Source organism: Simonsiella muelleri ATCC 29453, from assembly GCF_002951835.1.
GTDB lineage: Bacteria > Pseudomonadota > Gammaproteobacteria > Burkholderiales > Neisseriaceae > Simonsiella > Simonsiella muelleri.
Genome location: NZ_CP019448.1, coordinates 13,737 through 28,708 on the forward strand (window position 1 = coordinate 13,737; position 14,972 = coordinate 28,708).

Annotated in this window: 14 protein-coding genes; 7 read left to right on the forward strand and 7 right to left on the reverse strand. The window is 43.2% G+C overall.

What is annotated here, in order from left to right; genetic code table 11:
* Nucleotides 1-142: 142 nt before the first annotated feature.
* The 3 genes from murU to BWP33_RS00085 all read right to left on the reverse strand — a co-directional run bounded on the left by murU (nucleotide 143) and on the right by BWP33_RS00085 (nucleotide 2,777).
* Nucleotides 143-841, reverse strand: a complete 699-nt coding sequence (gene murU / locus BWP33_RS00075; protein ID WP_002642718.1) for an N-acetylmuramate alpha-1-phosphate uridylyltransferase MurU — start codon at nucleotides 839-841, stop codon at nucleotides 143-145.
* Nucleotides 842-935: 94 nt separating this feature from the next.
* Complete coding sequence (locus BWP33_RS00080; protein WP_002642717.1) at nucleotides 936-1,619, reverse strand: 2,3-diphosphoglycerate-dependent phosphoglycerate mutase; 684 nt, start codon at nucleotides 1,617-1,619, stop codon at nucleotides 936-938.
* 243 nt (nucleotides 1,620-1,862) lie between these two features.
* On the reverse strand, nucleotides 1,863-2,777 hold the full coding sequence (locus BWP33_RS00085; protein WP_002642716.1) for a metal ABC transporter solute-binding protein, Zn/Mn family: 915 nt from the start codon (nucleotides 2,775-2,777) through the stop codon (nucleotides 1,863-1,865).
* Between the two features lie 323 nt (nucleotides 2,778-3,100).
* Between BWP33_RS00085 and prpB the strand changes: the two genes are divergently transcribed.
* Nucleotides 3,101-3,982 (forward strand): methylisocitrate lyase, encoded by an 882-nt coding sequence (gene prpB, locus BWP33_RS00090; protein ID WP_002642715.1) that lies wholly within the window; start codon nucleotides 3,101-3,103, stop codon nucleotides 3,980-3,982.
* Nucleotides 3,983-4,309: 327 nt separating this feature from the next.
* Complete coding sequence (gene prpC / locus BWP33_RS00095) at nucleotides 4,310-5,467, forward strand: bifunctional 2-methylcitrate synthase/citrate synthase (protein WP_002642714.1); 1,158 nt, start codon at nucleotides 4,310-4,312, stop codon at nucleotides 5,465-5,467.
* 101 nt (nucleotides 5,468-5,568) lie between these two features.
* Here the strand turns inward: prpC and BWP33_RS00100 are convergent, their stop codons facing one another.
* On the reverse strand, nucleotides 5,569-5,877 hold the full coding sequence (locus BWP33_RS00100; protein WP_002642713.1) for a hypothetical protein: 309 nt from the start codon (nucleotides 5,875-5,877) through the stop codon (nucleotides 5,569-5,571).
* Nucleotides 5,878-6,238: 361 nt separating this feature from the next.
* Between BWP33_RS00100 and acnD the strand changes: the two genes are divergently transcribed.
* Complete coding sequence (gene acnD / locus BWP33_RS00105; protein WP_002642712.1) at nucleotides 6,239-8,842, forward strand: Fe/S-dependent 2-methylisocitrate dehydratase AcnD; 2,604 nt, start codon at nucleotides 6,239-6,241, stop codon at nucleotides 8,840-8,842.
* Between the two features lie 187 nt (nucleotides 8,843-9,029).
* Here acnD and BWP33_RS00110 read toward each other — a convergent pair whose 3' ends face one another.
* Nucleotides 9,030-9,368, reverse strand: a complete 339-nt coding sequence (locus BWP33_RS00110) for a hypothetical protein (protein WP_002642711.1) — start codon at nucleotides 9,366-9,368, stop codon at nucleotides 9,030-9,032.
* Nucleotides 9,369-9,675: 307 nt separating this feature from the next.
* Between BWP33_RS00110 and BWP33_RS13240 the strand changes: the two genes are divergently transcribed.
* The 3 genes from BWP33_RS13240 to prpF all read left to right on the forward strand — a co-directional run bounded on the left by BWP33_RS13240 (nucleotide 9,676) and on the right by prpF (nucleotide 11,372).
* Nucleotides 9,676-9,903 carry a DUF3791 domain-containing protein gene (locus BWP33_RS13240; protein WP_002642710.1) on the forward strand — a complete coding sequence of 76 codons (228 nt, stop codon included), beginning with the start codon at nucleotides 9,676-9,678 and terminating at the stop codon, nucleotides 9,901-9,903.
* Nucleotides 9,900-10,109 carry a hypothetical protein gene (locus tag BWP33_RS00120; RefSeq protein WP_002642709.1) on the forward strand — a complete coding sequence of 70 codons (210 nt, stop codon included), beginning with the start codon at nucleotides 9,900-9,902 and terminating at the stop codon, nucleotides 10,107-10,109. Before BWP33_RS13240 ends, BWP33_RS00120 begins: the two co-directional genes overlap by 4 nt.
* An 84-nt stretch (nucleotides 10,110-10,193) precedes the next feature.
* On the forward strand, nucleotides 10,194-11,372 hold the full coding sequence (gene prpF / locus BWP33_RS00125; RefSeq protein ID WP_002642708.1) for a 2-methylaconitate cis-trans isomerase PrpF: 1,179 nt from the start codon (nucleotides 10,194-10,196) through the stop codon (nucleotides 11,370-11,372).
* 129 nt (nucleotides 11,373-11,501) lie between these two features.
* On the opposite strand, the gene tsaA is transcribed toward prpF, so the two are convergent.
* Entirely contained in the window at nucleotides 11,502-12,176 is a 675-nt protein-coding gene (gene tsaA, locus BWP33_RS00130; RefSeq protein ID WP_002642707.1) for a tRNA (N6-threonylcarbamoyladenosine(37)-N6)-methyltransferase TrmO, read from the reverse strand.
* A 165-nt stretch (nucleotides 12,177-12,341) separates the two neighbouring features.
* Between tsaA and BWP33_RS00135 the strand changes: the two genes are divergently transcribed.
* Nucleotides 12,342-13,745: a cell division protein ZipA C-terminal FtsZ-binding domain-containing protein gene (locus BWP33_RS00135; RefSeq protein ID WP_002642706.1), complete on the forward strand. Its 1,404-nt coding sequence runs from the start codon at nucleotides 12,342-12,344 to the stop codon at nucleotides 13,743-13,745.
* 108 nt (nucleotides 13,746-13,853) lie between these two features.
* On the opposite strand, the gene BWP33_RS00140 is transcribed toward BWP33_RS00135, so the two are convergent.
* Nucleotides 13,854-14,861, reverse strand: coding sequence for a LysR family transcriptional regulator (locus BWP33_RS00140; RefSeq protein WP_002642705.1), 1,008 nt, complete (start codon nucleotides 14,859-14,861; stop codon nucleotides 13,854-13,856).
* Nucleotides 14,862-14,972: the final 111 nt, after the last annotated feature.

Here is a 14,972-nt window from a genome sequence, read left to right on the forward strand (position 1 = left end):
ATAGCCAAGCGCGATGTCTTTTTGACTCATTTAGCACGCCTGCTGCGTTGGCTTAAAAAGCTGCCTTGTATTCACAAAAATTTTCAATAAAATCAAGTTGTCAATCTTATAAATACAGGTTCTTCATTTAAACGACTATAAATTAACCCAATTTGCCCATTTTTGCTAATTCATTGGCTTGCGCTAAACGTTCGGGTGTTCCCACGTCCAGCCACAAACCGTCATGAAATTCACCGCTGACACGATTTTCATTCATCGCTTGACGCAATAAAAGCGCAAGTTTGGCAGCGGTATGTTTGGGCGTGTTGGCAAACAATGCTGGCTGATACACGCCCACACCACTAAACGTGCCAGATTGTGCGTGTTGTGTGTCCGATTGCACGCGACCATTTGGTAACAAACCAAAATCGCCTTGCGGATTATGTTCTGGATTGGCAACCAACCAAATATGTGCCAAATTATCGCCCAGTTGCGTGGCTTGTTTGCAGGCTGCCTGAAAATTAATATCCGTCAAAACATCGCCATTAATTACCAAAAATGGCGCATCACCCAACAAATCCAATGCAGTCGTAATGCCACCAGCTGTCTCCAAACCATTTGCGCCTTCGGGGGAATACGCAATGTTGACGCCATAAGCTGCGCCGTTGCCTAAAGCTGCCTCAATTTTCGCACCCAACCACGCGTGATTAATCACAATTTCGGTAATGCCAGCCGCTTTCAAACGGCGCAAATGCCACCCAATTAATGGCTCATTGCCTGCCATTAACAGGGGTTTGGGTGTGGTATCGGTAAGTGGGCGCATTCGTTCGCCGCGCCCTGCGGCTAGAATCATGGCTTTCATGTTGATTTTCTTTCATTTTATTTGAATTTGGTTATTTCAAAATTTTCAGGCTGCCTGAATACAACAAAAGGCAGCCTGAAATAAATTCATTGGATTATAAATAGAATTTTTCTAATACGTTTAAATTATCGTCAAGTTTGTAAACCAAAGGCTGACCTGTTGGGATTTCCAAAGCCATGATGTCCTCATCGGAAATGCCTTCAATGTGTTTGGCTAAAGCGCGTAACGAATTACCGTGTGCCGCCACCAAAACGCGTTTACCTGACAAAATGGCAGGCGCAATTTCATCTTCCCAAAATGGCAACACACGCTCTAAAGTTACTTTCAAATTTTCGCCATCTGGAATTACATTGTCTGGCAAATGCGCGTAACGGCGGTCATTGTGTGCGGAAAATTCATCATTTTTATCCAAAAGCGGTGGCAAAGTGTCATAGCTTCTGCGCCAAATGTGGACTTGTTCATCACCATATTTTTCGGCGGTTTGTTTTTTGTCCAAACCTTGTAATTGTCCGTAATGACGTTCGTTCAAACGCCAAGTTTTGATTTGCGGTACCCATAATTGGTCGGATTCTTCCAGTACCAAATTACAGGTTTTGATGGCGCGAGTTAAAACCGAAGTAAACGCAATATCAAATTCATAGCCTGCTTCTTTTAATTTGCGTCCTGCGGCTTGGGCTTCGGCGATGCCTTGTTCACTTAATTTCACATCACGCCAGCCTGTGAATAAATTTTTCGCGTTCCATTCGCTTAAGCCATGGCGGATAAAGACTAGTTCCATAAATAAATCCTTAAAAATAAGTGGAGAGAGAAAGCTGAATTTTAACCGATTCAATTGGGAAAGAGAATTTTTTCAGGCTGCCTGAAAAATCAAATTCATTTTTAGAACCTGTTTTGGTAAGATTGATAACTTAATTTTATTGATAATTTTTGCGAATATAAGGCAGTTTTTTAAGCCAATATCGGGGCTATTGGCTTAAAAAGCAACGCAGTAGACGTATGATAAGATTATGAATACAGGTTCTTATTTCATTGCGCCACTCATTACGCGGACATTGTAGCGGAACAAATCAGCGTAGGTTTTGGCGTTGCCATCACGAGAAAGTGCGTCTGAATACAATTTCCCACCAATTTTCGCTCCTGTTTCTTGGGCGATGCGTTGCACCATGCGTCCATCTTTGATGTTTTCCGTGAATACGGCTTTCACGCCTGTTTGTTTGATTTGGCGAACGATTGCCGCAACTGTTTTGGCGGACGGTTGTGCTTCGGTGCTAACACCTTGTGGCGCAATAAACTCAATACCATAGCGTTTGCCCAAATACGAAAACGCATCGTGTCCTGTTAAAACTTTGCGTTGATTTTTGGGAATCGCGTTGAATTGCTGGCGTGCAAAAGCATCTAATTTAGATAATTCTGCTGAATAATTCTTAAAACGTGCAGCATAATATTTGGCACCAGCGGGGTCTACCTTAATCAATGCAGTGGCGACATTGGACGCATATTTTTGCATCAAAACAGGGTCATGCCAAACGTGTGGGTCAATTTCGTGGTGATGGTCGTGTCCTGCGTGGTCGTGGTGGTCGTGTTCTTCATGTTCTTCGTGTTTGATGGGGGAGATGCCAGCGGTGGCTTCAGCGTAGGTAATTTTGCTGTTTTTGACGGCGCGAACCACATCGCCAGTCTCTAAACCCAATCCATTGATTAAGATTAATTTAGCATTGGCTAATTTTTTCACATCACCGCCCGTGAGTTGGTAGGCATGTGCATCGCCATCGGCTGGCACTAAATTGCTGACTTGCACGCGTTCGCCGCCAATTTGTTGTGCAACATCGCCTAAAATGCTGAAACTGCTTACCACAGAAATGGGTTCTGCCCAAAGGCTGCCTGAAAACGCCAATGAAATCATCAACGCACTCATTTTCATCCATTTAATTTTCATGATTTCTCCAAAATTCAAATAACAGAAAAGCAAATTGTACATCAAGTGTTATATTGTAACAAATGAAAACAAAACGGCTATTTTGTAGTCTGATGTAGTTTGTTTTAAAAAATTACATAAAATTTAAGATTATTTTTTGGCAAAATTTGATGATTTTTTCATGAATTTGGCGATTAAATTGGCATAAATTAGCCAAATTCCCCATTAAATCGTAAAGATTGATTAAATTTTTGGCTTCAATTGTAAAAAATAATTGTACAGATAATCCGAATTTAATTACATTAGACTACATAATAAAAACACCACTCTCAAGGAGCAAAATCATGAATCAACAATCAGCAGGCGCAAAATTCCGCCAAGCCATCAAAGAATCTCATCCTTTAGCCGTAGTCGGCTGTGTGAACGCGTATTTCGCGCGTTTGGCAACCGCGAGCGGCTTTAAAGCTATTTACTTGTCAGGCGGTGGCGTGGCGGCGTGTTCGTGCGGCATTCCAGACTTGGGCATCACCACGATGGAAGATGTATTGATTGATGCACAACGCATCACCGATAACGTGGACACACCTTTACTGGTGGATATTGATGTCGGTTGGGGGGGCGCATTCAATATTGCCCGAACCATTCGCGCTTTTGAACGTGCAGGCGTGGCAGCAGTGCATATTGAAGATCAAGTGGCACAAAAACGTTGTGGTCATCGTCCTAATAAAGCCATTGTTTCTAAAGATGAAATGGTGGACAGGATTAAAGCAGCGGTGGATGCTCGTGTAGATGAAAATTTTGTCATTATGGCGCGAACCGATGCTTTGGCGGTGGAGGGTTTGGACGCAGCAATTGAACGTGCTCAAGCTTGTGTAGAAGCAGGTGCGGACATGATTTTCCCTGAAGCGATGACAGAATTGTCTATGTATCAACAATTTGCGGACGCAGTAAAAGTGCCTGTGTTAGCGAATATTACTGAATTTGGCGCAACGCCCCTTTACACACAACAAGAATTGGCGCAAAACGGTGTCTCTTTGGTGCTGTATCCTTTATCAACATTCCGTGCGGCAAGTGCGGCGGCTTTGAATGTGTATCAAGCAATTATGCGTGATGGTACGCAAGCAAATGTCGTGGACACGATGCAATCACGCGCGGATTTGTATGAATATCTCAATTATCACGATTTTGAACAAAAATTAGATAAATTATTCAGTCAAAATAAATAATTTGTTTTTCAGGCAGCCTGAAAGTACATAGCAAAACAAATTTGGCAAGTTTGGGTATTTATGCCTGACAGGTTCTGATTTTTGCGAATGTACTGGACTGGACATTGATGCCCGACCGACGACTACCTTTTTCTCTTTTGGCTTGTCTTCTCAAGGCGGAGAGTCAAAGTAGTGGGGTTAAGCTGTTGGTATGTTTTTTCAGGCAGCCTGAAAACCAATCAATTCGTCTTTTTTCATCTTTTTAATTTTTAATTTAGACAAATTGTCTAAAATTTGTATGTTGTCCATCGTGTTAACCCATTATTCTAATTTATCAGAGAACCAACCATGACTACCGAAACCCAAACCCACACCTTCAAACCTAAAAAATCTGTTGCTTTATCGGGCGTTGCTGCTGGTAATACCGCGCTGTGTACCGTTGGACGCTCGGGCAATGATTTGAGTTATCGCGGTTACGATATTTTGGATTTAGCCAAACATTGTGAATTTGAAGAAGTCGCACATTTGTTGATTCACGGACATTTGCCGAACAAATCCGAATTGCGTGCTTACAAAGAAAAATTGCAAAAATTGCGCTGCTTGCCCATTCGTGTCCGTAAAACTTTGGAAAATTTGCCTGCTCACACGCATCCGATGGATGTGTTACGCACAGGCGTATCCATGATGGGTTGTGTTCACCCTGAACGCGAAAGTTTGCCGCCCAGTGAAGCACGTGATATTGCAGATAAATTGATTGCGAGTTTAGGCAGTATTTTGTTGTATTGGTATCATTATTCTCATAAAGGCAAAACCATTGAAGTGGAAAGCAAAGAAGATACCATTGGTGGTCATTTCCTGCATTTGTTGCATGGCAAACGCCCTACGCCTTCACAAATCAAAGCCATGCACACTTCGTTGATTTTGTATGCAGAACACGAATTCAACGCGTCCACATTCACGGCGCGTGTTATTGCTGGAACGGGTTCGGATATGTATTCGTGCATCACGGGTGCAATTGGCGCATTAAAAGGCCCTAAACACGGTGGCGCAAACGAAGCGGCGTATGACATTCAAAAACGTTATCGCAATGCAGATGAAGCCGAAGCCGATATTCTTGAACGCATTGCACGCAAGGAAATTGTGATTGGTTTTGGACACCCTGTGTACACCATCAGTGATCCACGAAACGTGGTCATCAAAGAAGTGGCGCGTCAATTAAGCGAAGAGGCTGATGATATGCATTTGTTTGACATCGCAGAACGTTTGGAAACTGTGATGTGGAATGAGAAAAAAATGTTCCCAAATTTGGATTGGTTCAGCGCGGTTTCTTATCAAAAATTGGGTGTGCCGACAGCAATGTTTACGCCATTATTTGTGATTTCGCGTACAACTGGTTGGTCAGCACACGTTTTGGAACAGCGTAAAGACGGTAAAATTATCCGCCCGAGCGCGAATTACACCGGTCCAGAGGATTTGGCGTTTGTACCGATTGATGAGCGTCCGTAAATTATTTTCAGGCAGCCTTAAAATTGCCGAAATTAAACAAGGCTGCCTGAAAATCGCTGAATAGCAGTTTTCAGGTAGCCTTTTATTTGGAATTTAACTAATTATTTTGAATGAGAAAATAATTTTTCTAATTCAGAAATAATAAATTGCAGGCAGATTTCTTCATTATTGAAAATTTGATTTTGTAAATCAGGAATGGTATGAGAATCTTGCACATAAATAGATTCATCTGCTTGCATATCGCTAACAAAAGAAGGTTGTACACGATAAGTTTCTAATCGCCATAGCTGCCCTTGTACGGAATTTGAATTGTGATGTTTCAAAATTTCAACTTTGAAATTTAATTCATCATCTTCAAGTTCAATAGGTTGAAGAACATAGGATTTAATTTCATAGTATGAATAATTCATGTTGATTTCCTTATCTTTTATTGCTATCACAATAACAGTGTCTAGCATATGTTTGTTTTGGTGCTTTTCTGACTGCATCTGATTTAGCAGCATCACAAGCCAATTTTTGTGTTTTACCTGTTCCAAAAAACCTAGCTGGTGGACTTTTAGCAACTTTATCATTAATTACATAATCTAGCAGCCATTGCAGTTTGGCTAGTAAGCCCAAAAAGTAAACAGAATAATGTAAATTTAAATCCTTTCACATACAACATTAAGTTACAAAAATTAAAGTAGGGTAATTAAATCTCTACTATCTCACTACAAAAAACAAGAAATTAAGATTTTTTAACCATAAAAGAAAAAATACGAAAGACCAACCATGAACACCAACCAACAATACAAAAAACCCTTACCCAACAGCGATGTGCAATATTACGATGCACGTGCCGCCATGGACGAGATTCAGGTGGGCGCGTACGATAAATTGCCTTACACCAGCCGCATTTTGGCAGAAAATTTAATCAATCGCGCCCAAAATGTGGACAAAGCCACGCTGCAATCTTGGCTGAAGCAACTGATTGACAATAAACAGGAATTGGATTTCCCATGGTATCCCGCGCGTGTGGTGTGCCATGATATTTTGGGGCAAACGGCTTTGGTGGATTTGGCAGGTTTGCGCGATGCAATTGCGGAAAAAGGTGGCGACCCGAGCAAAGTCAATCCTGTTGTGCAAACGCAGTTGATTGTAGACCACTCATTGGCTGTGGAATGTGGCGGTTTTGACCCAGACGCGTTCCAAAAAAACCGCGATATTGAAGACCGTCGCAACGAAGACCGTTTCCATTTCATTAACTGGACTAAAACCGCATTTGAAAATGTGGACGTGATTCCAGCAGGCAACGGTATTATGCACCAAATCAATTTGGAAAAAATGTCGCCTGTGGTGCAAGTACGAAATGGCGTGGCATTCCCTGATACTTGCGTGGGGACAGATTCACATACGCCACACGTTGATGCGTTGGGTGTGATTTCGGTGGGCGTGGGTGGTTTGGAAGCAGAATGCGTGATGTTGGGTTTGCCGTCTATGTTGCGTACGCCTGATATTGTGGGTGTTGAATTGGTTGGCAAACGTCAGGCAGACATTACCGCAACTGATATTGTGTTGGCATTGACTGAATTTTTGCGAAAAGAGCGTGTGGTAGGTGCGTTTGTGGAATTTTTTGGCGAAGGCGCGGAAAGTTTGTCTGTTGGCGATCGTGCAACCATTGCCAATATGACACCGGAATATGGCGCAACCGCAGGACTGTTCGCCATTGACCAACAAACCATTGATTATTTAAGATTAACTGGACGAGATGAAGCGCAAGTCAAATTGGTGGAAAATTACGCCAAAACAGCTGGATTGTGGGCAGACAGCCTGAAGAATGTGGTTTATCCACGTGTTTTGAAATTTGATTTGTCGCAAGTTACGCGCAATATGGCAGGCCCGAGCAATCCACATGCACGTTTAGCAACCGCAGATTTGGTTAAAAAAGGCATTGCTCAACCTTACACGCAGCCTGAAAACGGTTTAATGCCTGATGGTGCCGTGATTATTGCCGCGATTACGTCTTGTACCAATACGTCTAATCCGCGCAATGTAGTGGCGGCGGCGTTGTTGGCGCGTAATGCTAACCGTTTGGGTTTGACGCGTAAACCTTGGGTTAAAACATCGTTTGCGCCGGGGTCAAAAGTCGCGGAAATTTATTTGCGTGAAGCAGGATTGTTGCCTGAAATGGAACAATTGGGTTTTGGGATTGTGGGCTTTGCGTGTACGACTTGCAATGGTATGTCTGGTGCGTTAGACCCAAAAATTCAACAAGAAATCATTGACCGTGATTTATACGCAACCGCCGTATTATCGGGCAATCGCAATTTTGACGGACGCATTCATCCTTACGCGAAACAAGCGTTTTTGGCTTCTCCGCCGTTGGTCGTGGCGTATGCGTTGGCTGGCTCCATTCGCTTTGATATTGAAAATGATGTGTTGGGCGTGGCAGACGGCAAAGAAATTCGCTTGAAAGACATTTGGCCATCAGACGAAGAAATTGATGAAATTGTCGCTCAATATGTGAAACCACAGCAATTCCGTGATATTTATATTCCGATGTTTGACACGGGTACAGCAGAGAAAGCCCCAAGTCCATTGTACGATTGGCGCCCACAATCTACTTACATTCGCCGCCCACCGTATTGGGAGGGCGCATTAGCAGGTGAACGCAGCCTGAAAGGTATGCGTCCGTTGGCGATTTTGCCTGACAACATCACGACCGATCATTTGTCGCCATCAAATGCGATTTTGCCGACCAGCGCGGCTGGCGAATATTTGGCGAAAATGGGTTTGCCCGAAGAAGACTTCAACAGCTACGCCACTCACCGCGGCGACCATTTGACCGCACAACGTGCGACATTTGCCAATCCGAAATTGTTTAACGAAATGGTGAAAAATGAAGACGGTACGGTAAAACAAGGCTCGTTGGCGCGTGTTGAACCCGAGGGCAAAGTGATGCGTATGTGGGAAGCGATTGAAACCTACATGAACCGCAAACAGCCGTTGATTATCGTGGCGGGCGCGGATTACGGGCAAGGTTCATCACGCGACTGGGCGGCAAAAGGTGTGCGTTTGGCTGGTGTGGAGGCAATTGTAGCGGAAGGTTTTGAGCGGATTCATCGCACCAATTTAATTGGCATGGGCGTGTTGCCATTGCAATTCAAAGATGGTGTAAACCGCCACACGTTGCAATTAGACGGTACAGAAACGTATGATGTGGTCGGCAAACGTGAACCGCGTGGCGATTTGACTTTGGTTATCCACCGCAAAAATGGCGAAACGGTGGAAGTGCCTGTGTTGAGCCGCTTGGACACGGCAGAAGAAGTGTTGATTTATGAAGCTGGCGGTGTGTTGCAGCGTTTTGCACAGGATTTTTTAGAGGGTAATGTGTAATTTAGTTTTCAGGCAGCCTGAAAGGATGCGACAAAATGGAGCGGCGACGGCTCGTCGCCAAATCTTACGATTTACAACACATTTAAAATAAGGTGGAAAGTTAAAAGTATGGCGACAAGCCGTCGCCGCTCCATGTGGTGTGTTTTATCGTTGTCATGTCCTGAAAGGCTGTCTGAAATATCAGATTTTATGTACGATTTTTCCGATAATCACTGATGGTTGCACGATTTTGAAGACGAGCAAAACAGTTGTAGCGAAGTACGAATTGTTCTACGCATTCATTTTCCAATTTTGTTGCACTTTCAGGCAAAGTTACATCAAATTGAATCAACCATTCATGCAGTTTTTCGCGTTCATCTTCGTGAAAAAGCGTTTGTTGTGGTTCGCAAATTAGCCAACGGTATTTTGTACCATCTGAATCAAAATACGCTACGCGTTCACGACCAAAGTTAATGCCAATCCGCCCAGAACCAGGTACGGTACTAAAACTTACAGGAATGGTTTCCAATTGAAAAAAATGATTCATAATATTAGACCTTATTTAGCTATTTGGGGTGCAAGTTAGGATAAAAGCCCCATGTTACAGACAAAAAAATACCCGCATTCAGAGCGAGTTTCGTCATGATTGCCTATTTTAAAAATAGACCACATCAACGATCTTAAAACCGTTATCCACCTTACCAGCATGATTGAATGTTGGCAGGTTGGCATGGAAAATCCAACTCTGAATGCTGTTTGAATTGTAAATTTATTTGCGTAAATTTGTCAAATACCATTTTTCAGGCTGCCTAAAATGATAAAATAACATCATGAAATAATGGATAAAATAAAAAGTGATACTTCACATTCATTCCGAAAAAGAGCTTGAATTTATCTTATTTTACGTAGAATTTGTCGCAAAATCGTTAAATCAAGAACCTGATATGATTTACCAAAAATTAAAAGAAAGTGGTTTGTTGCAAAATTATATTATTGATAATTTTGACGTTTTACACACTTTGGGAAAAGATTATTTGGTAGATGATATTATTCAGATTATGAAAGAGCGAAATTTATTGTGAACGCCAATCCGATTTTATTGCAAAGAAAATATGTTCGTTTAATCAGTTTGTTAGCCCAACGTGCCAATATTTCGCTCGCGCAGGCATTAGATTGGTTTATGTTGTCCAAAACGTATCTTTTAATGCGCGAAGGTGTGGGCGACAGCCATTGTTTGCCCGATGATTATTTGGTTGATGAATTATTGGCGGAATATGTGGGTCAATAATTTTCAGGCAGTCTGAAAATTAAATTTTAAATTTAAAATCAATACATTAAATTTTTCCGAAAAAAGCCAACAGGAGAACCAACCATGCCCCAAGTAAAAATCCCAGCCGTCTATTACCGTGGCGGTACGTCCAAAGGCATTATTTTCAAACGCACCGATTTGCCCGAAGCCGCGCAAGTGGCAGGCGAAGCGCGTGATAACATTTTGTTGCGCGTACTCGGCAGCCCCGACCCGTACAAACAGCAAATTGACGGTTTGGGTAATGCCAGTTCGTCCACCAGCAAAGCCTTGATTATTGATAAATCTACCCAGCCTAATCACGATGTGGATTACCTGTTTGGGCAAGTGTCGATTGACAAGCCGTTTGTCGATTGGAGCGGTAATTGCGGCAATATGACGGCAGCCGTGGGCGCGTTTGCGGTGTCGCAAGGCTTGGTGGACGCGGACAGAATTCCCACAGGCGATGGCATTTGCACGGTTCGCATTTGGCAAAAAAATATCGGCAAAACGATTATTGCCCACGTCCCCATTCGCAATGGCGAAGTGTTGGAAACAGGCGATTTTGAATTGGACGGTGTAACCTTCCCTGCGGCAGAGGTTGTGATTGAATTTATTGACCCTGCGGACGAAGGCGGTTCTATGTTCCCGACAGGCAATGTGGTCGATGAACTGGAGATTGACGGCATTGGCAAAATTCAGGCGACTTTAATCAATTCGGGCATTCCAACCGTATTCATGAACGCGGCAGACATCGGCTACACAGGCACGGAATTGCAAGTGGACATCAATGGCAACCCTGAAAAATTGGCGTTTTTTGAGAAAATTCGAGCGCATGGTGCGTTGAAAATGGGCTTGATTGCCAATTTGGAAGAGGCACAAACGCGTCAACACACGCCTAAAGTAGCGTTTGTTGCACCGCCTGCGACTTATACCGCGTCCAGTGGTAAAACGGTGTCGGCAGATGAGATTGATTTGTTGGTACGCGCATTTTCCATGGGCAAATTGCATCATGCGATGATGGGGACAGCTTCAGTAGCGATTGCCACTGCCGCCGCGATTGAAGGAACGTTGGTTAATTTGGCGGCTGGTGGCGGTGCGCGTGAAGCGGTGCGTTTCGGACACCCATCTGGCACGTTGCGTGTGGGTGCGGCTGCCGAACAAGTCAATGGCGAGTGGACAGTCAAAAAAGCGGTGATGAGCCGTAGTGCGCGTGTGATTATGGAGGGTTGGGTGCGTATTCCCGAAGATACGCTGAACAATTAAATTCAAATTATAAATAGTGGTTTAAAATCAAAACTAGGGCAATGCAGCAGTATGTTTCATTTTGAACGACTATATAAAAAATATTTCAGGCAGCCGATTGTTTCAGGCTGCCTGAAATATTGAAATTAATCAATTCAATTCATCAATCTTTAAAATAAAAACTTTTTGATTTTCAATACGAAATTTTACTTCTGTACCAGCTACTTGCATACCGTATATGCGTTCGGGCAAATCCTGATACGCAGGACGTGGGTCTTGAGCCAAACATTGCTCAATGATGGCGCGTGTGTTTTCAGGCAGCCTGAAAGCATCGGTTTGCCAAATCACGTTCAATTTTGGCGGTGCGCCTTGCACAAAACCCGATGCCGCGTGTGGTTGTGCTTCCACAAATGGCAAATACGGTTTGATGTCCAACACGGGCGTACCATTTAACAAATCGCTGCCACCGCAAATCAATTTGATAGGGCGTGCCGTATCGTCCACCGCCACCAAACGCAACAGCGACAAACCCATATGATTCGGACGATGTGGCGAACGTGTGGCAAATACGCCTTTTTTTTCTTTGCCCCCCAAACGTGGCGGACGAACCATTTGCACCCAACCTTGCGACAAGGCTTCGTGAAACACAAATTGTACCCAAATATAATCAAATTCCGCCAAACCACGCACGGATTCTGCACCAAATTCGCGGTTTAACGCAATAATGGTTTGTGCAGCAGGCACGAGTTCAGGCTGTCTTGGAATGCCAAATTTATCAGAAAACGGCGATTGCACCACGCCAATGGATTGCATTTCAAAAATCATAAACTTTTTGATGAAAAATAGGTAAAATCGCAAATTAGCATTTTTCAGGCAGCCTGAAAAGCAAACGATGCAAATTCTGTGAATGCCAGTATTTAATCATCAAACAAACTCAGGTAAAATAACCACATTCCGCCCTCATCAAGCACAATAAAATAAGGAATACTGATGAACGAAACCCTTCTTATCATCATCGCCGCATTGCTGACGGTGTTGGTTGCTGTTTTTGCGTACAATATGATTCAGGAAAGTCGCTATCGCAACAAAATCCGCAGTCAATTTGGACACTCTGACCAAGACGCATTAATGGGCAGCCAAATGCAATCCGTGCGTGATGGACGTACGTTGTCGCATGAAAAAATCAATGCAGATGCGCCAGCGATGACCTACAAGCCCAGCATTGTTGGTAACACACCAACATCACAGCCTGAAGAAGATGACGATATTGATTTAAATGATTTTCTTGATGATTTAAATGATGCCGATGATGAGGCTCAATCTAATCAAGAAATCACATTGTCGCAAACAGGTTTGGAAGTTCCTACGCATCAAGTGGGTACAGACACCAATTTACCCACACCAACAGGTGGTTTAATGAGTAGTCTTCGCGCCACATTTAATCGTATGCTCAATAGCATCAGTGATGACCCACAGCCAGAATTATCGGCACCTGTTGCCAATCCGATTGATGATGCTGAAGTGTTTGACGAAACACAATTGACCAGTAATCAACCTAACATATTGATTGAATTTGATGATTTGAAGCGCAGCCGTTTGCCGTGGTTTGATAGTCGCATTGACTACATGACTTATGTGTCTTTGCGTGAAGCACAAGAATTGCCTGTTGTGCCACGTTTGTCTAGTCGTTATCGTGTACAAATGATTGGTTGCACGATGGATGGTTTGTTTCAGGTGGCTGAACCGATTCCAGGTGTGCAATATCAGGCGTTTGCAATTGGTATGCAAGCGATTAACCGCAATGGTTTAGCGAGTGAGCGTGATTTGGCGATGTTTGGACAACAAGTGCAACATTTTGCCGACAGTATGGACGGTGAAGCCAAATTGGACGACATTCACAATTTCTTGAGTATTGCCGAACCATTGGACGAGTTGTGTGCGCGTGTGGATCAAATCATTGCGATTCATTTGGTATCGCGAGTGAGCATTTTGGGAAGTGAGTTGCGTAACAGTTTGGAAAAATTGGGTTTTCAATTATTACAAGATGGTGCATTTGGCTATTTAGACCAAAATGGTGAAGTGAAATTCACAGCAGTAACGTTGGATGGTAGTTTGTTTACGCCGCAATTATTGGCGAGCCAGCCGTATAAAGGCTTTAGTATGTTGTTTGACATCACGCGTGTGCCACACGGTGATCAGCATTTTGAAGAATATATGGATTTGGCGGTAAGTTTATCTCAAACCTTGCATTTGGAATTGGTGGACGACCAAATTCAAGAAGTTTCAACCGAATGGCTGAAAAATATTCGTTCGTTTGTGTTGGATAAACAAATGGAAATGATTGATGCACGTATTCCCCCTGGAAGTGAATTGGCGCAACGCGTATTTTCATAATGAATTGATTTTACTATTTTATTTAAGATAAAAATAAAAAAGCAGCCTGAAAACTTATGTTTGTTTTCAGGCTGCTTTTGAGTTGATTTGAATGATTGTCAAAACAAATTATCGCAAAGTCTGATAAGTGTGCTGATACGCCCACACACTTGGTGTTGCACCATTCCAACGGCGAATTTTGGCGCGTGATGGAAACGTAACGGCTTCAGGTAATGGAATATCGGGGCAAATGATGGGGGCAGCGCGGACACCTCGTTGAGCATCTTCCCAGCATTCGCGCAGTAAATTGAGTTCCGCAATTCGGCGTGAATCTTGACGCGATACCGCCAAAATTTCACGATAAAAAATATTTTCACCCAATTCCAACACATTTAAGCCCTCGGTATGCGCCGTCCATATGCCAGAGTGTGGGACAAGTGCTACACCCATGCCGTGTTTGACAAATTGGACAATCGCTTCCAAATCGTCTAATTCCAGTACTTCTTTAACTTCAATTTCTTGTTTTTTCAAAAATTGCTGTACATCGTGTCCGCCAAATGACGCGTGGTTATAGCGGATAAATGGTTGCGTGGCTAAAATTTCAAAAATATGGCTTGATGGCAATGAATCGGGTGTAATCAAAACATAGGGTTCACGCAAGACGGTTTCGCTGCGAAAATCTTGTGATAATTCAAAGGGCGGCTTAATCACAAACGCCACAGCCAAACGCCCCACACCGACATCGCCTAATAAATCATATGAAACACCTTGTGTGATTTGAACGTCTAATTGTGGTGCGCGCTCTTTCATTAAGGGCAATAATCGGGGTAATAAGCCAGTTTGCACGGTTTGGATTGCGCCCACATTCAGGCTGCCTGAAAGCGTGCGCGGCGTGTCTATATTTGTCATTTGTTCAAATAAATCAATTATTTGCTCTGCATATGGAATCAAGCGTTCTCCTGCCGCGTTGAGTGTTGCGCCACGTTTAGCGCGGTCAAACACTTTAAAACCGAGATATTGTTCTAAAGCTTTGATTTGGGCACTCACTGCGCTTTGGGTCATGCCCAATTCTTCGGCGGTCGCCGCGAATGTGCCACAGCGTTGAATGGTGAGAAAAGTTTTGATTTCGCGTAACATAATGGCTTAAATCATTAGGAGAAAATAAGATTGCGAGAATTATAGCATAGATGGCATTGAAAAAAGCCCGAATTATCCCCAATTCTTCGCATTATTCATCGTCTCATATTC

What these genes read in the sequence shown, in the direction of transcription:
- murU (WP_002642718.1), bottom strand. Translation starts at nt 841, where the DNA reads ATGAAAGCCATGATTCTAGCCGCAGGGCGCGGCGAACGAATGCGCCCA.
- BWP33_RS00080 (WP_002642717.1), bottom strand. Translation starts at nt 1,619, where the DNA reads ATGGAACTAGTCTTTATCCGCCATGGCTTAAGCGAATGGAACGCGAAA.
- BWP33_RS00085 (WP_002642716.1), bottom strand. Translation starts at nt 2,777, where the DNA reads ATGAAAATTAAATGGATGAAAATGAGTGCGTTGATGATTTCATTGGCG.
- prpB (WP_002642715.1), top strand. Translation starts at nt 3,101, where the DNA reads ATGAATCAACAATCAGCAGGCGCAAAATTCCGCCAAGCCATCAAAGAA.
- prpC (WP_002642714.1), top strand. Translation starts at nt 4,310, where the DNA reads ATGACTACCGAAACCCAAACCCACACCTTCAAACCTAAAAAATCTGTT.
- BWP33_RS00100 (WP_002642713.1), bottom strand. Translation starts at nt 5,877, where the DNA reads ATGAATTATTCATACTATGAAATTAAATCCTATGTTCTTCAACCTATT.
- acnD (WP_002642712.1), top strand. Translation starts at nt 6,239, where the DNA reads ATGAACACCAACCAACAATACAAAAAACCCTTACCCAACAGCGATGTG.
- BWP33_RS00110 (WP_002642711.1), bottom strand. Translation starts at nt 9,368, where the DNA reads ATGAATCATTTTTTTCAATTGGAAACCATTCCTGTAAGTTTTAGTACC.
- prpF (WP_002642708.1), top strand. Translation starts at nt 10,194, where the DNA reads ATGCCCCAAGTAAAAATCCCAGCCGTCTATTACCGTGGCGGTACGTCC.
- tsaA (WP_002642707.1), bottom strand. Translation starts at nt 12,176, where the DNA reads ATGATTTTTGAAATGCAATCCATTGGCGTGGTGCAATCGCCGTTTTCT.
- BWP33_RS00135 (WP_002642706.1), top strand. Translation starts at nt 12,342, where the DNA reads ATGAACGAAACCCTTCTTATCATCATCGCCGCATTGCTGACGGTGTTG.
- BWP33_RS00140 (WP_002642705.1), bottom strand. Translation starts at nt 14,861, where the DNA reads ATGTTACGCGAAATCAAAACTTTTCTCACCATTCAACGCTGTGGCACA.